21 protein-coding genes and 1 pseudogene are annotated in these 23,318 nt (G+C 36.8%); 13 read left to right on the top strand and 9 right to left on the bottom strand.

Annotated features, from left to right (window positions below; all coding sequences use genetic code 11):
* The first annotated feature begins 131 nt into the window (after positions 1-131).
* Together DFO73_RS02500 and purU are read left to right on the top strand one after the other, a co-directional pair.
* Entirely contained in the window at positions 132-2,144 is a 2,013-nt protein-coding gene (locus DFO73_RS02500) for an oxidoreductase (protein WP_181395893.1), read from the top strand.
* A gap of 294 nt (positions 2,145-2,438) precedes the next feature.
* Positions 2,439-3,338 (top strand): formyltetrahydrofolate deformylase, encoded by a 900-nt coding sequence (gene purU / locus DFO73_RS02495; protein WP_110063200.1) that lies wholly within the window; start codon positions 2,439-2,441, stop codon positions 3,336-3,338.
* A gap of 217 nt (positions 3,339-3,555) precedes the next feature.
* Here the strand turns inward: purU and DFO73_RS02490 are convergent, their stop codons facing one another.
* From DFO73_RS02490 to DFO73_RS02480, 3 genes are all read right to left on the bottom strand, one after another.
* On the bottom strand, positions 3,556-4,560 hold the full coding sequence (locus tag DFO73_RS02490; protein ID WP_110063199.1) for an HAAS signaling domain-containing protein: 1,005 nt from the start codon (positions 4,558-4,560) through the stop codon (positions 3,556-3,558).
* Complete coding sequence (locus DFO73_RS02485; protein WP_110063198.1) at positions 4,547-4,894, bottom strand: PadR family transcriptional regulator; 348 nt, start codon at positions 4,892-4,894, stop codon at positions 4,547-4,549. Before DFO73_RS02485 ends, DFO73_RS02490 begins: the two co-directional genes overlap by 14 nt.
* A 474-nt stretch (positions 4,895-5,368) precedes the next feature.
* Positions 5,369-5,830, bottom strand: coding sequence for a CBO0543 family protein (locus tag DFO73_RS02480; RefSeq protein WP_110063197.1), 462 nt, complete (start codon positions 5,828-5,830; stop codon positions 5,369-5,371).
* A gap of 336 nt (positions 5,831-6,166) precedes the next feature.
* Between DFO73_RS02480 and DFO73_RS02475 the strand changes: the two are divergent.
* Together DFO73_RS02475 and DFO73_RS02470 are read left to right on the top strand one after the other, a co-directional pair.
* Positions 6,167-6,437, top strand: a pseudogene (locus tag DFO73_RS02475) (tetratricopeptide repeat protein); the annotation flags it as partial.
* Positions 6,438-6,578: 141 nt separating this feature from the next.
* Positions 6,579-7,946, top strand: a complete 1,368-nt coding sequence (locus DFO73_RS02470; RefSeq protein WP_110063195.1) for an NAD(P)/FAD-dependent oxidoreductase — start codon at positions 6,579-6,581, stop codon at positions 7,944-7,946.
* A 179-nt stretch (positions 7,947-8,125) separates the two neighbouring features.
* Here the strand turns inward: DFO73_RS02470 and DFO73_RS02465 are convergent, their stop codons facing one another.
* Positions 8,126-8,617, bottom strand: coding sequence for a DinB family protein (locus tag DFO73_RS02465; RefSeq protein ID WP_110063194.1), 492 nt, complete (start codon positions 8,615-8,617; stop codon positions 8,126-8,128).
* Positions 8,618-8,901: 284 nt separating this feature from the next.
* Here DFO73_RS02465 and DFO73_RS02460 point away from each other — a divergent pair, with 284 nt between their 5' ends.
* The 7 genes from DFO73_RS02460 to DFO73_RS02430 all read left to right on the top strand — a co-directional run bounded on the left by DFO73_RS02460 (position 8,902) and on the right by DFO73_RS02430 (position 16,015).
* Positions 8,902-9,759 (top strand): PhzF family phenazine biosynthesis protein, encoded by an 858-nt coding sequence (locus DFO73_RS02460; protein WP_110063193.1) that lies wholly within the window; start codon positions 8,902-8,904, stop codon positions 9,757-9,759.
* A gap of 254 nt (positions 9,760-10,013) precedes the next feature.
* A complete protein-coding gene (locus DFO73_RS02455) occupies positions 10,014-10,907 on the top strand; it encodes a mechanosensitive ion channel family protein (RefSeq protein ID WP_110063192.1) in 894 nt (297 codons plus the stop codon).
* 552 nt (positions 10,908-11,459) lie between these two features.
* Complete coding sequence (locus DFO73_RS28415; protein WP_181395892.1) at positions 11,460-11,843, top strand: hypothetical protein; 384 nt, start codon at positions 11,460-11,462, stop codon at positions 11,841-11,843.
* 260 nt (positions 11,844-12,103) lie between these two features.
* On the top strand, positions 12,104-12,865 hold the full coding sequence (locus DFO73_RS02445) for a PAS domain S-box protein (protein ID WP_110063191.1): 762 nt from the start codon (positions 12,104-12,106) through the stop codon (positions 12,863-12,865).
* A 464-nt stretch (positions 12,866-13,329) separates the two neighbouring features.
* Positions 13,330-14,157, top strand: coding sequence for an NmrA family NAD(P)-binding protein (locus tag DFO73_RS02440; RefSeq protein ID WP_110063190.1), 828 nt, complete (start codon positions 13,330-13,332; stop codon positions 14,155-14,157).
* Between the two features lie 547 nt (positions 14,158-14,704).
* Entirely contained in the window at positions 14,705-15,331 is a 627-nt protein-coding gene (locus tag DFO73_RS02435) for a DedA family protein (protein WP_110063189.1), read from the top strand.
* A gap of 486 nt (positions 15,332-15,817) precedes the next feature.
* Positions 15,818-16,015: a helix-turn-helix domain-containing protein gene (locus DFO73_RS02430; RefSeq protein ID WP_110063188.1), complete on the top strand. Its 198-nt coding sequence runs from the start codon at positions 15,818-15,820 to the stop codon at positions 16,013-16,015.
* Positions 16,016-16,170: 155 nt separating this feature from the next.
* Here the strand turns inward: DFO73_RS02430 and DFO73_RS02425 are convergent, their stop codons facing one another.
* Complete coding sequence (locus DFO73_RS02425; protein WP_181395891.1) at positions 16,171-16,749, bottom strand: class I SAM-dependent methyltransferase; 579 nt, start codon at positions 16,747-16,749, stop codon at positions 16,171-16,173.
* Positions 16,750-17,219: 470 nt separating this feature from the next.
* Entirely contained in the window at positions 17,220-17,699 is a 480-nt protein-coding gene (ytfJ, locus tag DFO73_RS02420; protein WP_110063186.1) for a GerW family sporulation protein, read from the bottom strand.
* A 278-nt stretch (positions 17,700-17,977) separates the two neighbouring features.
* On the opposite strand from ytfJ, the gene DFO73_RS02415 reads away from it, so the two are divergent.
* Positions 17,978-18,793 (top strand): metallophosphoesterase, encoded by an 816-nt coding sequence (locus DFO73_RS02415; RefSeq protein WP_110063185.1) that lies wholly within the window; start codon positions 17,978-17,980, stop codon positions 18,791-18,793.
* 475 nt (positions 18,794-19,268) lie between these two features.
* Here DFO73_RS02415 and DFO73_RS02410 read toward each other — a convergent pair whose 3' ends face one another.
* From DFO73_RS02410 to DFO73_RS02400, 3 genes are all read right to left on the bottom strand, one after another.
* Positions 19,269-20,156: a diacylglycerol/lipid kinase family protein gene (locus DFO73_RS02410; protein ID WP_110063184.1), complete on the bottom strand. Its 888-nt coding sequence runs from the start codon at positions 20,154-20,156 to the stop codon at positions 19,269-19,271.
* Positions 20,157-20,224: 68 nt separating this feature from the next.
* On the bottom strand, positions 20,225-21,127 hold the full coding sequence (locus tag DFO73_RS02405) for a YegS/Rv2252/BmrU family lipid kinase (protein ID WP_258309153.1): 903 nt from the start codon (positions 21,125-21,127) through the stop codon (positions 20,225-20,227).
* Between the two features lie 18 nt (positions 21,128-21,145).
* A complete protein-coding gene (locus DFO73_RS02400) occupies positions 21,146-21,739 on the bottom strand; it encodes a lysophospholipid acyltransferase family protein (protein ID WP_258309152.1) in 594 nt (197 codons plus the stop codon).
* A 349-nt stretch (positions 21,740-22,088) separates the two neighbouring features.
* On the opposite strand from DFO73_RS02400, the gene DFO73_RS02395 reads away from it, so the two are divergent.
* Complete coding sequence (locus DFO73_RS02395) at positions 22,089-23,312, top strand: zinc-dependent alcohol dehydrogenase (protein ID WP_110063183.1); 1,224 nt, start codon at positions 22,089-22,091, stop codon at positions 23,310-23,312.
* The last annotated feature ends 6 nt before the right edge of the window (positions 23,313-23,318 follow it).

Genomic DNA, 23,318 nt, shown 5'->3' with positions numbered 1-23,318 from the left:
TGTGAATATTAAGAATTACATTAAAATATTGCGTTTTTCTCAGCTAATTTAAAGAAATCACCTGATGAGAAAGGTTTGGCATGTTTTTTGCTTGTTATGTAAGTAAAAGATTTTCGAAGGAGCGATCAAACATGTCACAATTTAAGCACTTATTTAGTCCCGTTTCTATTGGAAATACGGAATTGAGCAATAGAATCTTAAGTACAGCCCATCAAACCAATCATGTCATCGACGGAATCCCAACCCCGGATATGACAGCCTATCATGTTGAAAGGGCAAGAGGCGGAGCTGGACTCCTGATCCTCGAAGCTGCGGCGGTTCATCCATCGGGGATGCTTACAACGAATACGATTGCCGGATATGATGAGAAGGTTATACCTGCTTATTTGGAACTTGCGAATGAAGTCCATCCATACGGAACAAAAGTATTTCAGCAATTGTTTCATGGGGGAAGGGAAGTCGTCTCGAGTGAATATAAGGGGGCAGCCTGGGCTCCTTCTGCTGTTCCAAGCCTGCGATTCGGCACCATGCCAAGACCGATGAGTGTTGAAGAAATTAAAGAGGTCATTGAAGGTTTTGCGCTATCTGCCAAATTAGCAAAGGCCGGGGGACTGGATGGGGTAGAAATATGCTGTTCACATGGATATCTTCCTGCACAGTTTTGGTCAGAGCATACCAATCTTCGGACTGATGAATACGGGGGATCCTTCCAAAATCGGATGAGATTTATTGTTGAAGTAATGGAGCGGGTATGGGAGGAAGCAGGAGAGGATTTCACTGTCGGGATTCGAATGAGTGCAGATGAAATGACGATGGATGGAACGGATGTTAAGGATGCAGTCAAAATAGTGGAATATTTGGTGGACCGAGTAAGAGTGGATTTTATTGATGTCACTGCTGGAGATTCCAGTACTTATGCAGGTTCTACCCATATTGTGCCGCCATCCCCAATGAAGCATGCCTACCTTACCCCTCAAGCATTTAAAATTCGCATGGCGGGTGCAGTACCAGTCTTTGTTGGTTCACGTATCGTAGACCCTGTAGAAGCGGAGCAGATTGTCGCAGCAGGAAAAGCGGATGTTGTAGGAATGACCCGCTCATTAATCGTTGATCCTGAGATGCCCAATAAAGCGAAATCAGGAAATCATCAAAAAATTGATGCCTGTATTGGCTGCCTTCAAGCATGCATTGGCCATTACCATAAAGGATTGGTTATTGGGTGTGTGCAAAATCCATCAACAGGAAAAGAAAGAGAAGTCGAGGCTCTGAAGAAAGCTCCTAGAGAGAAAAAGAAAGTTCTCGTCATTGGTGCGGGCCCAGCTGGTTTAAAAGCGGCCCTTACTTTAGATGAATTTGGCCACGAGGTCATTTTAGCAGATAAAGCAGAGGAAATCGGCGGATTATTGCGTACATTAAGGCGTGCCCCAATGAGACATGAATTAGCTGAAAGCATGCTGGACAACTTTACGAGAAAGCTAGCCATAAGTACAGTTAAGGTTAACCTTGGCTGCAGCATACAGCCAACAGACATTTTGAAAATCAATCCTGATGTGATTTTCAGTGCTGTCGGTTCACGGCCATTTATTCCAACTATCCCTGGAATTCGTGATCCAAGAATTCTAACGGCAGATGATTGGTTTTATAATAGGAGCAAAACGATAGGGAAACATGTATTAGTCTTTGACTTTACAGGGGATTGGCCAGCAATAGAAGCAGCAATAGATTTAGCAGAAAAAGGACATCAGGTAACCATGATTTCTTCTAAGCTCCACATTGGGGAGGAAGTCCACCAGTACTTGCGCAATGAATACTTAAAGAAGCTTTATCAATTAAAGGTTAACATGATTCCTCACCATGATTTAGGTGAGATAAAGGATGACGAAGCGGTTATTCGAAACTTGTTTTCATATGAAAAAGAGAGTATCAAAGATTGGGACTCTATTGTCCTATCGCTAGGCCGAGTCCCGAATGTGGAGTTATATGAACAAATTAAAGATCTGGCTCCCGAGGTTTATCAAATAGGGGATTGTTTGGCACCTAGAACTTTAGAAGAAGCCACATATGAAGGAATGATGATTTCATTAAAACTGGGCATCCAGAATAGCCCACTGCAAAAGGATGGAAATACATCTATTGCGAAATAAAGTGAAACTTTCATCAGTGGGGTAGGTACTGCCCATAATCTGCGATAAAAGGGACCACCAATGAGGTGCCCTCTGACGGTGTGTTTAAGAATTAACTCACCGTTGGAGGGCAACTTTATTATTTGCAGGATAGACACGATCCTTTTCTGGAAGCTCGAATCCAATTTTAGCTTTAATCCAAGCTTTATATCCCATCATACCCAAATAAAAAACTTTATAAAATATAAGAATCTTCTTTTAAAATAATAACAATAAGTCTATTATAGTTAATAAAATTAAAAAAAGGAGATTCATATGAATTCAGCTATTCAAGATCAACTTCAAGTATTTAGAGAAAGTCAAAAAAACAGGGGCCGGCTGCTTATCAGTTGTCCTGATCAACCGGGTATTGTTTCGGCTGTATCCAAGTTTCTGTTCGAGCATGGTGCTAATATTATTGAATCGAGTCAATATTCAACAAATCCAGAGGGGGGCACCTTTTTTATACGAATCGAATTTGAATGTCCCGGTTTACAGGCGAAAGAAGAAGTGCTGAAGAGTCAATTTCAGATAATCGCAGAAACATTTTCAATGGAATGGAAACTGGCATTTGTTTATGAATTGAAGAAGACAGCTATTTTTGTATCAAAAGAACTTCATTGTTTACGTGAGCTGTTATGGGAATGGCAAAGTGGTGATTTGCTTACCGACATCGCTCTTATTGTGAGCAATCACGAGGAATCAAGACATATTGCAGAATCCTTGCATATTCCATTCTTTTACATACCTGCAAGTAAAGAAAATAGAGAGGAAGTGGAAGAAAGACAGCTGCAGCTTATAGAAGAATTTGATATTGACTTAATCATATTAGCAAGATATATGCAGATTTTGACGCCAGCCTTTGTTGGGGCTCATCCATTCAAGATCATTAATATTCATCACTCTTTCCTTCCTGCATTTATTGGTGCGAGGCCCTATGATCGAGCCTATCAGCGCGGAGTAAAAATAATTGGGGCAACGTCTCATTATGTTACAAACGATCTTGACGAAGGACCAATCATTGAACAAGATATCAAGCGTGTTGACCACCGGGATCATGTAGATGATCTAAAAAAGAGCGGACGTTCGATTGAACGAAGTGTTCTTGCCAGAGCGGTTAAATGGCATTTAGAAGACCGAATTATTGTCCATGAAAACAAAACGATTGTTTTTTAAGGAAAAGGAGCAGACTTCACCGCAAACGTAAAGACCGCTGACCTGAACAAGTAATGGCTTAATGAGTTTGTTGCTTTTCAACTGCTAACTAAATTTAATCAACGGGCAAAATTTATAAATAAAAACAGCAATCAATTAGAAAAGAGAAACAGACACACTGTGCTTTTCAGTGTGTCTGTTTCTTTTAATAGGCAAATAGATTTGCTGCGCAAAATGCTTATCGAGATGGAATTCTAGACTTACGGATGCCATCAAAGATACTAATGCCTGAAAAAATGATAAATGTGATGATCATGCTGCCAATCAGCCAATTTTTAAATTGTGCAGCTGTTATCGAAAATAAGTCCGTCATAAACGTTATAAATTCCTGCTGGAGTAAATTGGGATTCAATACGATGAAGATGAAAACGACGGTTGCGAATAGTTCAAGAACGGTATTGGCAAGGGCCATTTTTTTCGTCCATTGGCCAACAATTAATTTGTAAAGAGCCAATCCTACCTCCAGTGCTATGATGACAACAACGATCGGCCAATAGCCGAGCAGAACTTCTTGATTGACTGCTGGAATTTTGAATTCCAGTCCTTCTCCGCCGCCTCTATAGATACCCATAAGGCGGTCGGCATAAAAATAGAGTGTCGCCCATATCGCTGTCCACATTAAACTGCCAAAAACCTCACACTTCGCAATCGCTTTTTTCTTCGGGATATAGGGGATGTTTTTCAAATCATCAGGAGTCCATGGTTTTAAACTTGGTGATAATGGATGCTGATCTTTTCCTTTATCTACCCGTTCGATAATGGCGAAGACGATCGTCAGCCAGAAGAACACCTGGATGGCCACTTCGATGAGTCTCCATATTCCTTCACCCATGAAGTGGAGCACCACATTCACGACTGTATCATCATGGCTGAAATCAAAAATAAATTCAGCAGCAACGGAAATCAGCGCGATCGCCGCGGCAATGGGAAAGATCATTTTTAATAGCGAGACATAAACATCAAAATAACGCGGTCCAATCAAATGCATCGGCTGATCCCGATATCCGCTCGCTAATGCTGCAGGATTTCCCAATTTCTTAAGGACATCCTTTATATCCTCGTCAGTGTTATCATCAGGAAGCATATCCTCAATCGTTGAACGCAGTTCGAGTGCGATATCAGCACGGCTTTTCTCAGGCAGCCTGCGAGTGACTTCCTGTATATAAACGTCAATTAAATTCATCTTCCTCATCCCCTTTTAATAATGCATAAAGTTCTTTCGAATTCTTTATCCATTCCTTTCTTAACTGCAAAAAGGTCTCCAATCCAAGCTCACTTAACACATAATACTTACGCGGTCTGCTCTCCGATGTGTCCCAGCTGCTTGTCACTAACTCCTGTTTTTCCAACCGGCGAAGCAACGGATACAAGGTGCTTTGGTCAATATTTATTCCTGAGTCTTCCAATAACTGAACAAGTGAATATCCATACTGTGGTGTCCGCAACTGGCTCAATACAGCTAATGTCAGCGTGCCTCTTCGAAGCTCTGTTGTTAACGAATTCAGTAAAGTACTCATTCACCCACCTCACTTTTTATATACTATATGTCATACACTATATGCTTTATACTATGTATCATACAGTATTTGTGTGACGAAAACAATTTATGATTTAAAATATAAAAATATGAAAGACATTTGAAAATAGCGGTAGGTGGGAGCAGGTGAACATCAGCAGGAGCAGATTTTTGAATGTTGCCTCGCTCCCGATGTTTGCAAATAGGCGATTGCTTGGCATCAGGAACGCTGGAAGAAGCCGTATACGAGGGATTTATAGTCTCTTTACAAGCAGGTCTTAAGAAAAAAGTTCATCTAATTCGAAATGAAAGGAAACCAGTTATCATTCAAATGTAAACTTCAACTAAGAATGAATGAAGAATTTAGTGAGGGATACAGCGGTATGATTAAATATTTGAGGATTTTATTATCAATTAAGTTTTATAAGCACAAGAGCAGGATATAACCTGTAATTTTGAACCCTAATGGGTGCAATCACCTCCTTTGTTGCATCCAACGGTATACTTTTACATGAAGTATTAATAGGTAATAAATAAATGGATACATCACAAAGGAATAAAATAAGTTCCAGTTGTTATGCCAAATAACTCCAGATTTTATAGTCAACCATTCGTATAATGTTGAAAAAATAGCCCATCCCATAAGATATGTAAGTTTTAAGTTCCAAGTACATTTATATGGATACCAATTAATAATCATAATAGTTGCTGCAGGATAAATTCCTAATAATATCAAGATCGCGCTTAATTCTGCTTTCTCCACTTCAAAAAATCCCCATGCGTTATAACGAAAGCTTGCATAAACATCGACTAAAGAACTCACAAGTAAACCAAAGATAACAGTGGTATATATTTCGGAAGTCTTTAAACGTTTTTTGATTAAAGTAGCTACAAGGTTAAAAAGCAAAATTGATATTGTTAAGAAGCCCCACTTCATAAGCTCACCTCCAAATATTAGTCTTTATAAACAGATCACCTTTCATTCAAACATATTTATTTAAATTATAAAGTCAAATAGGGGTACTCCACGTTCACCAGTTTCTACATTTTTAAGGAATTACTTTCGTTTTCTTAAAATCTGAATTCTGCTTTTATGAAGGTGAAGTTTGGTTTATTGGAGAATTAAGTTAACATAATGGTGCAATCCTTCAATTAAAAAATGCATTTTTGTAATACAAAACTTTGCTTACCAAAACAAACAATATTCGATAGGCTAAAACTAAAACGAAAAATGAAATTTAAAATAAATTAGTAAAAATGTTGGAGGCAACAATTGAATACTAATCAAAAGTCTCTTGAATATTTTGAGCAGAATGAATATGAAAAAGCTTTAAAGCTATTTAAATGTGCTGGAAAAGAATCTAGAGATATCCAATCGCTTAATAATCTTGCTTGGATGTATTTATACGAGGAAGAAAACGATGGAAAAGCATTTGGATTAATTCAAGAAGTCATTCTTATGAATCCTAATTCTTACTTTCCTTATAATATGTTGGAGACAAAAGGAATGGAAACTTGCGACAGATGCATTGAAAAAATCAATATACTGGAAATGAATTCTATTTAGTTTATTATGCTAATTGGAGGTTATGGGATGTAAGGTTTAAGAAATCTATAGACTGAAGTTAAAACCCCATTATCATCCAGAGACGACGAATACTTGCAGGAAGATTGGAGGAAGCATCATATTGGAGAAAGTAATAGTTATCGGAGGAAGCATTGCTGGGAAACTAGCTGCTAAAGCCCTGTCTCATACCTTTAGACAAGTAATCATCTTGGAAGCCGGTCAAAGATGGAAAGAAAAAGCCCCTAGGAAGAACGTGCCACAAAGCTATCATCCTCATGTCTTATTAAAAGGAGGAGAAGATGCAATTGAGAAATTGTTTCCACACTTCCTTGATCAATTAATAGAAGACGGGAGTATTGTAAATAACTTTACAAGAGATTTGAAGTGGTATCATTTTGGGTTTTGGAAGCAACAGTTTCCAGGAGAATTAGTAATGGTTCAACAAAGCCGCCCTATGTTAGAGTGGCATTTACAACACCGTATTGATCAAGTTTCCAATATTACAACTAAGTATGAAACAAAGGCTGAGCAACTATTATTAGATCATCAACGTAATAAAATATCCGGAGTACGGGTACGTTCCCTTAAGACAGGAAGAGAAGAAGAACTTCTTGCAAATATGGTTGTTGATGCTAGCGGGTTTGGTTCAAAGAGTGTAGAGTGGCTAAAATCATATGGTATAGAGGTTAAGGAAGAAAAGGTGTGGATTCAACTTTTTTATGCCACCAGATTCTTTCGTCTGAAAAATCAAGACCGTCCAGACTGGTGTAATCTTCTGATTTCTCCCAGTTTCCCTGAAAATCCTTACGGTGCATTTATTCAAACGATTGAAGAGAATCGTTTCTCTGTTACCTTTAGTGGTTACGCCAATGAACGTGCGCCAAAAACAAATGAGGAATTTTTCGCTTATGCACAAAAGTTACCTGTCCCTGATGTGCTTCATTTTCTAGAACAAGTGGAGCCAATTTCAGAGATAAAAATACATAAGATTCCTTATCAGGTGCGTAGACGTTTTGACCTTGCGGATGTCCCGGAAGGTTTCCTGGTTGTTGGAGACGCTCACTGCCGCTTTGATCCAGTATTTGGGCAAGGGATATCTGTCGCTGCTATGGAAGCCTTAGAGTTAGAGAGTTATTTTAAATATTTTGCGTATCCTGATAAAGGGTTCACCAAAACATTTCACAAGAGAATTTCTAATTTGATTGCAACTCCATGGGAGATGGCAACTACAGAGGCATTTCGCCACCCCGATATAAATGGAGACAGACCTCTCCTACAGCCGATTAAACAGTGGTATAGTAAAAAAGTATATCAGCTTTCGGCTTTTGATTCGGAAGCTTATCTTAGATTAGTTAGAGTAATGAATTTAATGCGGCCCCCCTTGCACCTTTTTCATCCTAAAGTAGGGTTTGCTATATTGACCAATCAGAAGAAAAAGATTAAGAAACAAAAAAATGTTAAGAAGCCGACATCCTTTGAAAGATAAAGCTACGAATGTTTGGACCTCTTTTCATTAAATACCATCAATCGGGCGCTATTATGGAGTATATAAAAGCCCAATTTCTCAATTTTAATACTGAGAAATTGGGCTTTTATTTGATGTAACAGTTAGCTGCTTTTCAATCGTTTTGTTGTGTGCGAAACTCAAGCAATTTTAACCATCGTTTATAAATATGAGCGCTGAGCTGGCCATGAACCTTGGAGTTTACGAAGTTGTACAATTTGTCCTGTATGATAAGCATCGTGCAAAAGGATATTCAGATATTGTTGCCAAACTGGTAGAGAAGGACTTGGTTGATCCAATTCTGCTTCTTGAAGGGATGTTAATGAAGATTGTAAGGCATCATGTACTTGAAGTGTTCGCTTCACTGTTTGTTGCCAAGCATCTTCATCATTAGGTCCACCTTGGAAAAACGTGTCATCATTATTTTGTGGAGCAACAAATGTGTCATTTTGTTGTAAGCGGGAAAGTAAGCGTTCTTTAAAGATTAGTAAATGGTTTACATTTTCCCAAATCGTATTACCGGCCTTTCCTTCTGGTTGCCAACATGCTTGGGCAGCGGTAAGATTCTTTAACGCTTCTGATATCGGTGGGTACCATTCTTCTTCGTAAAACACTTGCTTGACTCCATTTTGCAAGATTTCTTTTTTACTCATTAGGATAGCCTCCTTTTTTATACCTATCTAAATTAAATTCATTAGTTACAATCAATTTATCAAATTTTCCGAAAAAAATACAGAGGCGTGAAACTATACATGGATTTTATATATGTGGAGCCAATACCTTAATCAACGATCGGGCGCGTTTATTTAGGAACGCGTCTTTTTTTATATATAGGGCCAGAATGTAGAGTTACAATTGCTAAAATACCAGAAAACTGAAATGATTATAGTTAAGCAAAAGACATTTTTTGAAATTACTTAATAGGGGAGAATCAGAATTGTTATATTATGTAATTGATGCTTTTACAGAAACAAAATTTGGCGGGAATCCAGCAGGCGTAGTAATCCATGAAAATTTAGACGAAGAGTTTATGCAGAATTTTGCTGCAGAAGTTCGCTTTTCAGAAACAGCATTTATCAAAAAAATAGACAATAAAAATTTTGAAATAAAATTTTTCACGCCGACTTCACAAGTTGGACTTTGTGGACATGCTACCATTGCATCTTTCAAGGCCTTATTGGACACCGGCACTATTGAAGATAACAATACCTATTTTATGAAAACACTTGCTGGCACACTTTCTGTTGAGATGAATCAATCATTTATAATGATGGAGCAAGCTGAACCTAAGCTAGGAAAAATATTTGATGATTATGATTATTTATCTGACCTCTTTAAAATTGATAAAAACCAAATAGGAAATATAAATTTCAATCTAGTACCTCAAGCTGCAAGCACTGGTCTTTGGGATATAATGCTTCCAATAAAAACAAAGGATGCTTTGTATGCTCTAAATCCTGATTTTAAAGAACTTGCTGAATATACAAAGATCAATTTAGTGGGAGGAGTCCATGCATTTACACTTGACACAAAAGAAGGAATAGCAGAAAGCAGAAACTTTTGCCCACTCTATGGTATTGATGAGGAAGCCGCAACAGGTACTTCGAATGGGGCTTTAACATATTATCTTTTTAATAACCACGTATTAAATAAATTTAATCAAGAGTACTTTTTCCTTCAAGGATACAGTATGGGCAGGCCATCTAATATCATTACAAAATTAATTAATAAAAATAATCCAAAAGTTATGGTGGGTGGGAAAGCCATTATATTAACAAAAGGTAAGCTATACTAAGCGTCATCTATATATGCCTGATAAAAGAATCCGGCTATTCCGGAATTCGGGCGCTATCCTAATAAGGGTAGTGCTCTTTTGCATTTAAACGGCCAGATTGTTGAAGGTGAACTGGGAATAATAATCAAAATACATAGTTAAGGAAACAATATTAAAGTCAAGGTAACAGATGATTTCCGGAAGAAGTTTGAGATGTTTAAAAAATATTTACCAAATCGGCTCTGCATGAAATTTTCCCTTTAAGGAGTAAGTGGATGGATTTATTAACTTTTACTGAGGAAATTTTTAATTATATAAGGCAGTTTTTACTTTTAAAATTTACACTACTTGCTTTGGTGCTCATGACCTTTTCCTTTTTCGTAAACCGTATTATGGATTGGTTCTTTAGGAAGTCAAATTTTTTTGATGAAGAAGTAGAACAGACAATTCAAAGTGTAATTCGATCAATTTTTAGGTATGGAATTGCGATCAGCCTTGTTATTTATCTAATTAGTCAATTTGTAGATATAAAAGGTATTCTTGCGGGTGCAGGGATTGCCGGAGTTGTCGTCGGTTTTGCTGCACAACAGATGCTAAAAGACGTAATATTAGGATTCGCAAGATTAACGGACAAAGAGTTTCGTGTCGGCGATTTTGTTACTTTCAATGGAACAAGTTCAGGTACCATTGAGGAAATAAGTATTCGCTTTATGCAAATTCGTGAATGGTCGGGAAAACTCCTTACCATCCCACATGGGGAGATTAGAACAATACAAAATTTTAATAAAGGCTGGATGCGGGTTATTGAACGGATTACGGTAAGTTATCAGGAAGATCCTACAAGAATAAAGGAATTGTTAGAAAAAGTAAGTGTTATCTGCAATGAAAAATTGGATCAAAGCCTATATAGGCTAGAGGACGAGGCAGTGGAACCATTTCAATATATTGGTATTACAGACTTAAATCCACACCTTAAAAATGTTGGATATGAATTTTGTATTGTAGGCTTGGTTAAGCCTGGAGAGTATTTTGAAACTTCCAGGCAAGTAAGGTTTGAACTAATGTCTATACTCCATAAGAATCAAGTACAAATGGCAACAGCGAACATGTTCGTTCATTCTGAAAAATTACAGGAGATTCTTGAAGGCCAGCCTTCACCAAGCACGTAAAGAAACCTAGCTGATTCTTTTCTTTATTGAGTCGAAAAAGTCCTATGTTCCATTTGATGAAGAAACGGATTATGAAGAGTTTCCTGATACAAAATCAGGTGACTATGCAGCTGGATATTACCAATCTGTCGAGGATGGAACATATTGGGGATACGGACTTTATAATAATACAGTAAATGAAGTAAACACTTTGGATGTTTTCTCAAGAATTTTTAAGACCATTGAAAGGACTGATAATTAAAAGTAGATCAAATACATAGTAATACTTATGCAACAATCAGGCGCGTTTCTCGAATAAGAGATGCGCCTTTCTTTATGAAAAGGGCCAGATTGTGGAATAACCTAAATGAAGAGATTGTAAAGAAATGTTCTTAAACTATATGGGCAGTTAGTGGAATAAGAAGTTGTATTTTATTTAGCAATAGAGGACACGTTATATATAAAGTTAATACGGAAAGTGAATATAAAATGGTTAAAGTGGTTATTTGGTCTATATTTATTATTCCTTGGATTTCTTTGGTCTTTTTAGACCGTTTAGCTATTTGAAGATATATGCCTGTTGCTCTATTTGCCACAGTGCTAAACACAATATTGGCACAAATGGCTTGGTCATATAACTGGTGGGAATTTAAAGAGACTCTTTTTAGCTGGGACAAAATAGCACCATTATTTACTGTATATGGTATATTCTTGGTCGGTACAATATGGATATTTTATTTTACTTTTCGTAAATTTTGGTTATATATTATTGTTAATTTAATAATCGATCTATTCTACGGCATGGGTTTTACTAAAATATTAAACAAGCTAGAGATAAGAGAAACGGGTAGTTTTTCTTCACTCGAAAATCTTTTGACAATGACTATACTAGCCGTCATTCTATATCTTTATCAGTTATGGCAGGAAGATATCTATGATAAGGAAAAAATTAAGTAAAATCCGTTCCATTCCTTTTATAAAGAAGGTCGTATCTTAAAAAGGGTATTCCTTTTATAAAGGATGCTTTTTTTTGATTCTTAAACAAAAGGATGCAATACTTAAAGATCTAGCTGCCATCTCAGGCGGCTTTTCTTTTGTAAAAGGGGGGGATTGAAGAAGATTAATTATAAAAAACCGCCATGAATGTGAATACAAAAGGGTTTTCTCCTTGTATACAACTATAAAATGAATTACCCTTTATTTAAGGAGTGAAGATAATGAGTGAGAATATTGAAAGTATTAATTATAAAGAAGTAATTGAATATTCACTGGATCCGCTAATTGTTCATTCGCAGCTGAAGATAATATATATAAATGAAGCAGCAGAAAAATTTTTTAGAGCTTCAAGGGACGAGGTAATGGGGGCAAGCCCTTTAGATATCTTTAAAGATACCTCTAAACCCGCAATTATAAAAAGAATTTCGGGGGCTTACAGTAAACCAGCAGAGGTTATTGAGGAAAGTATATATAGAATGGATGGAACTCCAGTTGATGTTGAGTTATATTGTCACCCTATAAAGATAGGGGAAACAAAAGCCATTCAAACGTATGTAAAAGACATCACGGAGAGAAAACAACAAGAAAAAGTACAATATGAAATGAATATACAAATAAATGAGCTAGCCACCAAAATTGTACCCCTTATAGAAGGCATTGCTGTTCTTCCTTTGTTAGGAGTAATAAACGAGGATAGGGCAAAACAACTCTTAGAACTAGTACCAGTCAATGTTCAAGAACAAGAGGTAAGCCGTTTGATTATAGATTGTTCAGGAATTTATAAAATTGATCATTTAGTTATTGACTCTCTTTTTAAAATTAACAATGTACTAAAATTACTTGGGGTAAAGTGCATTTTAACGGGGGTAAGGCCCCAATTAGCTGTAGAAGCAGTTAAACATGGCATTAACTTAAAAAACATAATTACTTTTTCTAATGTTAAGGATGCCTTAGACTTTCTAGGGGTAAATAATACGAAGTAAAGCAGATATATCTTACTTACTAAAATTGCGGGCTTGTTAATCCGGGAAGGGTTAGCGGCCTTTTTTATTTAATTTTTTCTTATTGAGCTAAAGGGGGGCAGGTTTATTGAATAGGGAATTTAGGCTCCTTATAATTCTACATCTAAAGTTGTAGGGGATTTCAAACTATACCTGGAGGTAATAATTTCGTAAGAATGTAAAAATAAATATAAGGAGGTTTTATAAATGATTAAAGGGATTTATTTTCGAAAATTACAATAACTCTGCTTCGATTTGACTCATCTTCTGCAAATATCCTGAACACCAGGAACATAAGAAAAGAAAGTCTTTTGCAAGGAATTACTCATATGTATGAGACGAAAAATGCATAAGATCAACCAACCCAAATAGCTGCTTTAACCGATGAGAGGTTAAATTTGGCTGAGAAAATCAATAAGAAAACAAGAATGGGAGGATGGAAACGAATGACCATATTAGTGGCAGGAGCAACGGGGACTGTAGGGCGACATGTCGTAGATCAACTTATTCGAAAGGGGGAAAAAGTGAGGGCATTGACACGTAATCCGCTACAAGCCAATCTCCCTGCAGGTGTGGAGGTTGTTGCGGGGGATTTAAGTGAACCAAGCACGCTAGTTTCTGCTTTGGTTGGCGTAAGCGGTATGCACTTGATTACTACAGGCGCCGAATATACTCCGTTACAAACGGGACCAGAAATCATTCAGCTTGCTGAGAAGGCTGGAGTACGCAGGGTTACTGTTTTATGGAACGGCGAGAAGGGCCCTTTTGAGAGTGCTGTTGAGGCAAGTGCCCTGGAGTGGACTCAGCTTCAAGCCTTTGAATTTATGGCAAATGCCCGAAAATGGGCAAACTCCATACGCTCCGAGGGGCTGGTTCGGGATCTGTTTGGAGGATCACCAATTGCTCCTGTTCATGAAGCTGATATTGGAAGGGTAGCAGCGGTGGCACTGACTGAGGACGGTCATGCAGGTAAAATATATACCTTAACAGGGCCTGAGAGTTTGTCAGTTCAAGATAAAGTGCGGATTATTAGCGAGGTTATCGGACAGGAAATTCAATTTGTTGAGAGTTCAGAAGAAGAAGAACGTGAACAGATGAGGAGGATGGGGGTTGAGGAGGATGCCATTGAATATGTGATTAACTGGCACCTTAACCCGCCTCAATCCGCTCAGAAGGTATTGTCGACCGTTGAGGAAGTAACAGGACAAAAGCCGTATACTTTCGCAGAGTGGGTTAAAACGAATAAAGGATACTTTATGAATTCGAACAGCTAGTCATTCCGAAACTTTTGAGGCAGTGAAACTAACAACGGAGGGAGAGCACATCTCTGGCAGGGGTGAGGGCAGGTGGTATCTGTATTACTAATGTTCTATGGCGGGATTGCAGCTGCAATCCTTTTTTATTCGCTACGTACGGAAGGGATAGAGCGTGTTATAAATCTATATAACAAAGGTATCAGGTTTCATTAGAATTTATTGGAGGAAATACAACATCTGAAGAAGAATTTATGTTGGACAGTCTGCAAACATTATGTATTAGGATATTCAAGAATCGGGCGCTTTTCTGAAATATGGAAAGTGTCTTTTTTCACGAAAAGGGCCAGATTAATAAGACAAGATAATGGTTTGTTTATCTTTATGGTTAGGTTGTCAGGCACCACAAACAAAAGAACCTTTGTCCACCTGCGATGTCTGACAGCATTTTTGTATAAAGTCAAATAATTAACTAACAATAAGGATATAGGACTTAATATAGAAATGTTTAATCTTGTTTATCCTCTATCAAACAAATGAATAAGGCAGGCAGGAATGAGGAGATTTTATGGAAATCGTTGAACGTTTGTTTGCTCAATATGGATATTTAGTGTTGTTGATCGGTCTGCCCATGGAATTAATTGCTCTTCCGATACCTCCTGGAAACTCGACTCTTGCATACACCGGATATTTATCCTACAAAAATGTTCTCGATCTTCTACCAGCTCTAGCTGCGGCGTATTCTGGAGCGGTGCTAGGTATAACGACAACGTATTGGATTGGAAACAAGTTGGGGATGCCACTAATAGAAAAATATGGTAAATGGCTGTTTTTGAAGCCAAAATATTTGAAGAAAACAAAAATAACTTATGAGAAATACGGAAACAAAATGCTTCTTTTTGGTTTCTTCTTGCCCGGTGTCAGACAGTTTAACAGCTACTTTGCGGGCATCATTCATGTTCCATATCGGACCTTTGCATTATATGCCTATACAGGGTCAGCCTTATGGGTATCCATATTTATCGGTATCGGTTATGTATTTGGTAATCAATGGCAGCTTGTTTTTACTTGGGTAGAACATTTTTTGAAGTTCATCTTAATAGTCTTGTGTTGTACGATAGCTATTTTTCTCCTTTTGAAATGGCGCAGTCGGTTGAGAAAACGGCCAGGCATTCATGAAGGGGAATTGAAGTAAACGAATCCCAGCCACACTTGAACTATTTCGGCTCATCAAGGCTACCCTTTTGCTCATTCGCCCGAGTTCACGAACGCTAGTGCAATTTACGTTGTATAGATTACGCTTAGCAGCACAAAGATTAATCCAAAGGCTAAAAATCAGAACAATGATTGTGCCTTGTCCAGGGTCCACGAACTAAAGCAAAATGATGTCATTTCAAAAGTAGATGCGGGAAAATAAGTAATCAGTCTTATCTTCAGCTATAATCTTGTTTCTGAAACACAAGTGGAATTCAAAGGTGAACCATTAGGTTGGAATCTTTTGTGTCCTGGAAAATTGCCTTTAAAAGAAATTAATCTAGGAAGATAAATTTCTTCAAAAAAGGTATATTTCCATGGACACATTTTAGTTAAGTTTTTACATATTTGACTAAGATGAAAATGAAAAGTGTCCTTATGGGGAATCAAAATTGTAAGAAAAAAATTTAATGAGGATTTCAAATAGATGGTGGTTGATCTCTATTGTTCTGGTAATGCAGTAAAAGGTTTAATTAGCGAATATGGCGTATCTGAAGTAACAATCTACAAATGGATTAAGAGGTATTCCTCCATAAGCTTAGATGATGGAAATCATGTAACAACTGATGACTTCATCAAATTACAAAAGCAGATGCGTTATCAAGAAGAAAACAAAATCTTATAAAAGTCTTCGGCCATATTCGCTAAAACAGTTCTATCCATTTTGGTGAAAATTAACGTCTTCAATAAACAAGTTCTGCCCACTAAGAGCCCAAATGTGTGTTAAAAACACCCTAAAAATTACTCTCAAATGGAGAACTTTATGTCTTCACAAATTAACTAAAGAATGGCTGTAAAATAAAGTTCATTGTAAAAAAAGCATTTTTTAAATTTTTTAAGCACGCTGCACTGAAAGTTTTCCTCCGTAAAGTATTTTAGATAAACATCTTCTTTTTGGATATAATCACCTTTATCATTAACTTTCATAAACCAGTTGCAGATTGGAGATTTTTCAAAAAAGCATGGTTCAATTGCGATAATTCTTCCTCCCGGCTTTAAAATCCTTTTAAATTCCTTTACATAGCCTTGGATCATTTCTGGCGGAATGTGGTGTAGGACAGCGATAATTAATACAAAGTCAAAGCTCTTATCCTCTGCGGGAAGTTGATTTCCTGTTAATATTTCAAACCGGTACGGAACATATAGCCGCTTGGCAAAGTTAATTCTATGTGAATCAGGATCAATCCCAAAATAATGATCTGGCGAACATAAAGTACAATTTGCCCCTGTACCTGCGCCAAAATCCAGCACTTTTTTATCTGCAAAATCAAAATGCTGTTGAATCTTATTTTGAATATAGACCTTTGTAAACCATTTCGGCCGAACAAATGAATGATATATTCTAGGTGATAATTGCAATGAAAGCACCTGCACTTTTAAATATTTCCGTTGCTTATATCAGAACGGATAATGATACGGAATTTGTATTTTCAATTTAAAGCATACGACTTCTGTTAGCTGCTACCATTTCTGTAAAGCTGTTTTGCTTCTTGGTTATCTGCAGCAAGTGAAAAAGTTTCGATACTGGCTTATGCGCTTTTTAATCCGTCCAGCGTTTGCATGACATCACTGTTTACTGTCATAGATATAATTCCTTCTAATATTTGAACAACAGTATTAGAGTAAGGAGAAAGAGGTTTGATTATGTATTCCAAAAACAGCTAAAGTATACAAAAAATGCTATATTCCTGTCTGTGGAAAAATACATGACAGTAGGCATAATGAACTAAAATTAATCTCTTCTCCTGTGTTTTCAGGATATGTAGGAAATGACGATTCCTCCTGCTGTACTTTTCTTTTCCTATAGCAGAGGGATCTTGTTTCTTCACTTACAGATTTAAGTCCTGCTTTGGTCCATTATAATTTTGCAGGTTACGGCTTTGATTCTGTTGGTTCTGGCCATTATTTATATTTCCGTTCTTATTGAACATCTGCTGAATCTTATCTACTGCTTGAGGGGCTAGATCGAGTATTTTTTCATATAAATGCGTACTTTCATCCAAATGAACCATCTGTATTTCATTGGAATTCACAATTAAGAAGGCAATGGGGGTAATAGAAACACCGCCTCCGCTTCCTCCACCAAAAGGTTGTCCCTTTGATTGCCCTTGACCACTGTAACTTGGATCTCCATTAAGCTTAAAATCGCTCCCGCCTGCTGCAAATCCGAATCCAACCTTAGAAACGGTTAATATCACGCTGCCATCAGGGGTTTCAACAGGGTCACCTATAATGGTGTTAACGTCCACCATTTCTTTCAAGTTTTCCATGGCAGCTGTCATTAGTCCTTGAATTGGATGTTCAGACATATGTTTCCTCCTCTATACAGATTTTTATTTAATAAGTGGGGAATGACTGGTTATTTCAAATTCGGCAGTCCAATTTTCAAAAATTTTATTAATCTTATTCCTAAAAGTAGCATTTCCGATTCAAAATTGATAAATACATTTTAAATCTGTTTGTGAAAAAAATGCCAAGAGCAGCTTATTTAAGATGTAAAAAAGACAGTTTATGGATTTCCTTTAAATACCACTAGGACTATTCTCTCATTCCTATTATACTTTTTAAGGAGGGAGGGGATATTACGATGGTATTATTTTTTATTCTAACTTTTTCTGTTATTTTAGGTTATATATTATTAATAGCAAATAAAAACACAAAGAAAGTGACAATAAATACAATTTCCGTTTCTCGTCCACATCTTAAAGAGTCTGGGAAAAATTTAAAGATTCTTCACCTATCTGATATGCATCTTGAAAATATTTCGATTAACCCCGATGAATTATATAAAATGGTTTCAGAACAGCCAATTGATCTCATTGCCCTTACGGGAGATTTCCTTGACCGTAAACGAAGCATTCCTAAGCTTTCTGCTTATCTTCAAGTACTGAAAAAACTTAACCCTCAGTATGGTATTTTTGCAGTGTTTGGAAATCATGATTACATTTTAAAAGGAAAAAACTTTGAAAATTTGAAAAAAACATTAGAGATAAATGGATGTAAAACGCTTCAAAACGAGCATTTCACCATTCATGTTGATGGGGAGAATTTAAATATAATCGGAATCGATAATTACAGCACTAAACATAGTGATGTCAAGAAGGCCTATGAGGGAGTTCCCGAGGGGTATAATTTAGTGTTAACGCATGATCCAAATGTTGTTCTTGAAATGGAGAATGTGCAATTCGATTACTTGTTATCCGGCCATTTTCATGGAGGACAAATTCACTGGCCAAAGCCTTATCATTTGATTAAAATGGGTAAACTTGTACGGATGAAGATGGTCAAAGGGCTGCATTATCACGGTGGAAAACCTTTTTATATAAGTGAAGGTCTTGGCCAAACCGGAGTAAATATCCGTATTGGCAGCCGTCCTGAAATCACATACCATGAAATTTCATAGTGAATTTAATAAACCTTGCTAAAAAACTGGCAAGGGTTTTTTCTTTATCTACAATTTTATAAAAGGTTGAATAAAATGGATAATATCGCCTTTGGAAAACCAAATTTTGAATAATTAGAACCTCTCAAGAATAGATAGTTCTTTAATGCTCACCTTTAGGTGGGCATTTTTAAATTCGTCAAAACATTTTGCAATGAAAATCTGAATAACAGAATACCTTTTTGTGTAAATTAATTTTAATTCCAGGGTTTTTAAGGAGAAAACCCTTCTCAAAAATTTGAAAGGAGGCATTTAAATGATTGAATTCATTAAACTTTTGATTAAAACTATAAACCAAATGATCGTGGCTTTAGTTGAATTCGATTATAAAGAGGCTTTAGAAGAAATGAATAAGAAATAATTATAATTTCTATTAAAAACCAAAAATCCTTTATTTCTTGCATAAGCATGAAATAAAGGATTTTTGGTTCAACTCTTAAATTACGTTTAATGCAGTTGGCTCAATTCTAATTCGGGCGGGAGTATGGCCGAGCATTTCCCCATCCCCATGCAACAGCAATGGAGTTGGTGCATAAATTTCCACCTCTTTCCCTTTTACTATCGTAATAGAAGGGGAAGAGGTGTGGTTTCCTTTATATACTCGAGGGAACATCCTTATAAATTCCCATTTAGTTAGTCCTTGAACAATACATATTTCAAATAATCCATCATTGCTTTCCGCCTTCGGACAAATGACAAGCCCACCGCCATAATAGGGTAAATTGGCTACTGCAATTAACCATACGTTTGAAAGCTTATGCAGCTTTTTGTCTATCATGAAGGATATCTCCTGTGGCTTATAACGAAACAATACAATGATCGCACTGATCACGTATGAGATTTGACCTATGCGAAAGAAATTAAGGAACTTTTTATAAAATGAACCATTCGTCGTCCGGGCTACTTCCCCATCAAATCCTATTCCTGCTACCGTACAAAAATATCGGGAATTTGCATATCCTATATCAATTGTTTTAGGTTTCCCTTTCAAGATGCGTTCTAAGGCTTTATCGTACTTAAGCGGAATACCTAACCCTCTTGAAAAATCATTTCCCGATCCAGCTGGAATAATCCCTAATGGAGTAGTTGTACCGGCTAATCCATTAACCACTTCATGAATAGTTCCATCACCTCCTACTGCAATAATTACTGCTGCTTTTTCTTTTTGAATCAGTTCCTGAACCAGTGAAGTAGCATGTTTTGGTTTCTGAGTAAATCGAACACTGAATGAGACTTTTTTTTCCTGAATAATTTTTTCGATTTTTTTCCAAATCCTAAGCGCTTTTCCATTTCCCGATGTTTTATTCACAATAAATCCGTACACTGATCTCACCTATCCATAATTTTTATTATTTATCTCCTTTTTGAAGTATGACTATACAAAACAGGGGTTTAATTATTTTTATTAGAGCCAAATACATTAAGATGCTGAGGCAGAACTTGAAAATAAGAGCTATTTACACTTGCCAGTTCACCATCAAGATTTAATGAAATTGACTCAGGCAGCATAAAGTCAGCTTCATTTATTTTTGTATGTTGAATGATTGAAAGATCTTTAGATAGATTAAGCAATTTCGCAAATAAGTGAAATAACAGTTTGATTCGAGTGGTTTTTTTATACGTTAGAAGATGGAAATACCCGTCGTCACATATCTTTTCGTCGATGAGTCTTTCTAATGGACCAACAGAGTTTCCATTCATAATTAAAAATAAGGAAAGATCAGAAAATACAGTATCAGAAATATTTATTGAGATGTTATCTGATGGCTTTTTGAATAAAAGTTTTTTAAAGAAATATAGACAATAGGCTAATTCACCAAATTTAGATTTAAGAAAAGGAGGGGTTTCATATGTAATATCTGCCAGCCAGCCAGCAGCCGCAATGTTTATAAAGTATCGGTTTCCAAACTTTCCAAGGTCTACAGGAGTTATGCACCCTGACTCAATAATTGAAACAACATCAATAATATTGCTTGGAACTCTCATGAACTTTGCAAATTCATTACTCGTGCCAAAGGGGAACACTCCAACATTTGGTCTAAACTCTTCTTCTGCCAGAAATTGAATGGTTTGATTTACTGTTCCGTCCCCTCCTGCAATGAATATTGCATCCCATTTTTGTGTACAAGCCTTTCTAATCGGGTTATTCATGTAATTAACCTCATTTAGCTCATTAACCGTTAAATGATAACCTATTTCTGAGAGTTTATTTAGTAATATCGGAAATGCACTATGTTTTTTTCGTTTCCCTGACAATGGGTTATATATGATTAAAGCCTGTTTGTGAGACATCATGAAAAACCTCTTTTTTAGTTAGCTATTCATTGAATGCTTTAACTCTAAATCATTGATCTGGTCCATAACATATAGAGAAAGAGAAGTATAATCGGAGTTGTCTAATTGACAAACATTTACTTGTGGTCCAATCACAATTTTTAGCGGTGGCCGAATCCCTTTTTTCACCCCAATAATTGCAATCGGAAGGATAGGGGCATTCGTTTTAGCTGCGATAAAAGCTACTCCTTTTTTAGGCTGAACCATTTCACCATTTTTACACCTTTTTCCCTCCGGAAAAATACCAAAAACTTTTCCGGTATTTATAATCGCAAGTGCTTGGCGTATAGGGCGTATAGCAATTCCGCTTTGGCGATCGACCGGAAAAGCATATACACTGGTAAAAAACCATTTTGAAAAAAAATTACGAAATAATTCGGCTTTTGCCATAAAATGAATTTTCCAATCAAACATACAAGATAGCAGGATAGGGTCATAGTTGCTCACATGGTTCGCAGCCACAATCAGCGGAGTATTAGAAGGAATATTCTCCAATCCAATGATTTGAATGCGAAATTTTAATTGTATAAATAATTTCGCAACAGGTTTTAGTATAGAATGAAGCATTTTCATTACACTTCCAAGTATTGATATATTTGGAAAACAATAATTAGTATAGCCCTGCGTGAAAAAATTTATAAATTAATTCCCCATTTTTTCAATCCACTCTCTTATTCATCCTTTTTCCAGTGTGAATATTGAATGTAATACCATGATATGAATTCGTTTTCACCTGCCTTATGGCAGCATTACGGATTTTTTTTCATTACCTGTATTTATTTTGGTTGATTTCTTCATTTCTACTCAAAACTTATAGATTTTTTCTTTAATCTACTTTCCATATATATCAAATACATGAATAAAAAGTAAAAGAATTGTAAAAGTTACAATTTGAATATGTTAAAGAAAAAGGTGAGGTTTTTTGAAAGCATTGCAATTTGACTATCAGATACCCCGTTATATTTCAAGCAAGATAATAGGCAGATTTTTCCCTTCGTTTTTTTGGGATTCTCGTTTTTCCTGTCTCCGTTTTTACGACCAGACGGAGCCGGTACTTCCAAATGAAGATTGGGTAAAAGTGAGGGTGAAATATGGGGGTATTTGCGGCAGTGATCTGAATCTTCTTTTCTTAAATGATAGTCCTGCTACTTCTCCATTTGTCTCTTTCCCATTTACAATCGGACATGAAATTGTAGGTGAAATCGCGGAAACAGGATTAGAAGCTGCTGATTTAAAGCCGGGAGACCGAGTTGTAATAGACCCAATTTTGTCCTGTCATGCGAGAGGGATAGAAGAGCCATGTCCCGCATGCCTAAAAGGCAACTTTAGTTTGTGTTCATACAAGACTGAAGGGAATTTGTCACCAGGTTTGTTAATAGGTGCGTGCCGTGACACAGGCGGCGGATGGAGTTCATATTTGGTAGCTCATAAAAGCCAGGCCTTTAAACTCCCTGATGCTGTGAATGATTTAAACGGCGTGATGATAGAGCCTTTTAGCTGTGCATTACATAGTGTTTTAAGGAACCCTCCCAAGCAAGACGACACTGTATTGGTCATTGGGGGCGGGGTTATTGGGATATGTGTGATTGCTGCTATTCGAGCATTGGGAATCCCATGCAGAATTGCTGCACTAGTAAAACATCCTTTTCAAGCAGAGCTGGCAGCCAATTATGGGGCGAACGAAATCATCCATCTCAGGAAAAAAACCTATGAAAATGACCTCGCGAAAACCCTTGGAGGAAAGATCCTTAAGCCGCTTTTTGGGCCTGTGGTAATACAGGGAGGGGCAGATATGGTCTTTGAATGTGTAGGAAAGAAACAAAGTATAAATGACGCCCTCCGGTTCTCCAGAAACGGAGGAAAGGTTGTACTCTTAGGTTTAGCAGGCATAATGGATGGAGTTGATTGGACGACCGTATGGCTTAATGAGCTAGACGTAAAAGGGAGCTTTGCATACAGTACAGAAATGTACCAAGGTAAGAGAACTCGAACGTTTGAAATCGCCATTAAATTAATGAATGAAGGAAAAGCAGATCTATCACCTTTGGTAACTCACCGCTTTCCGTTAGAAGATTACAGAAATGCTCTTGTTACTGCGACAAATAAAAAAAATGGTGCCGCCATAAAAGTGGTATTTGAACCATAACAATTT

This window comes from Cytobacillus oceanisediminis, from assembly GCF_003182355.1.
GTDB lineage: Bacteria > Bacillota > Bacilli > Bacillales > Cytobacillaceae > Cytobacillus > Cytobacillus oceanisediminis_A.
The sequence above is the reverse complement of the archived record's forward strand: the minus strand, read 5'-3'. Positions and strand labels throughout refer to the sequence as shown.

Excerpts from the sequence above, each read along its gene's own strand:
- DFO73_RS02500 (WP_181395893.1), top strand. The coding sequence starts at position 132 with ATGTCACAATTTAAGCACTTATTTAGTCCCGTTTCTATTGGAAATACG.
- purU (WP_110063200.1), top strand. The coding sequence starts at position 2,439 with ATGAATTCAGCTATTCAAGATCAACTTCAAGTATTTAGAGAAAGTCAA.
- DFO73_RS02490 (WP_110063199.1), bottom strand. The coding sequence starts at position 4,560 with ATGAATTTAATTGACGTTTATATACAGGAAGTCACTCGCAGGCTGCCT.
- DFO73_RS02485 (WP_110063198.1), bottom strand. The coding sequence starts at position 4,894 with ATGAGTACTTTACTGAATTCGTTAACAACAGAGCTTCGAAGAGGCACG.
- DFO73_RS02480 (WP_110063197.1), bottom strand. The coding sequence starts at position 5,830 with ATGAAGTGGGGCTTCTTAACAATATCAATTTTGCTTTTTAACCTTGTA.
- DFO73_RS02465 (WP_110063194.1), bottom strand. The coding sequence starts at position 8,617 with ATGAGTAAAAAAGAAATCTTGCAAAATGGAGTCAAGCAAGTGTTTTAC.
- DFO73_RS02455 (WP_110063192.1), top strand. The coding sequence starts at position 10,014 with ATGGATTTATTAACTTTTACTGAGGAAATTTTTAATTATATAAGGCAG.
- DFO73_RS28415 (WP_181395892.1), top strand. The coding sequence starts at position 11,460 with ATGCCTGTTGCTCTATTTGCCACAGTGCTAAACACAATATTGGCACAA.
- DFO73_RS02445 (WP_110063191.1), top strand. The coding sequence starts at position 12,104 with ATGAGTGAGAATATTGAAAGTATTAATTATAAAGAAGTAATTGAATAT.
- DFO73_RS02440 (WP_110063190.1), top strand. The coding sequence starts at position 13,330 with ATGACCATATTAGTGGCAGGAGCAACGGGGACTGTAGGGCGACATGTC.
- DFO73_RS02435 (WP_110063189.1), top strand. The coding sequence starts at position 14,705 with ATGGAAATCGTTGAACGTTTGTTTGCTCAATATGGATATTTAGTGTTG.
- DFO73_RS02430 (WP_110063188.1), top strand. The coding sequence starts at position 15,818 with ATGGTGGTTGATCTCTATTGTTCTGGTAATGCAGTAAAAGGTTTAATT.
- ytfJ (WP_110063186.1), bottom strand. The coding sequence starts at position 17,699 with ATGTCTGAACATCCAATTCAAGGACTAATGACAGCTGCCATGGAAAAC.
- DFO73_RS02415 (WP_110063185.1), top strand. The coding sequence starts at position 17,978 with ATGGTATTATTTTTTATTCTAACTTTTTCTGTTATTTTAGGTTATATA.
- DFO73_RS02405 (WP_258309153.1), bottom strand. The coding sequence starts at position 21,127 with ATGATGTCTCACAAACAGGCTTTAATCATATATAACCCATTGTCAGGG.
- DFO73_RS02400 (WP_258309152.1), bottom strand. The coding sequence starts at position 21,739 with ATGAAAATGCTTCATTCTATACTAAAACCTGTTGCGAAATTATTTATA.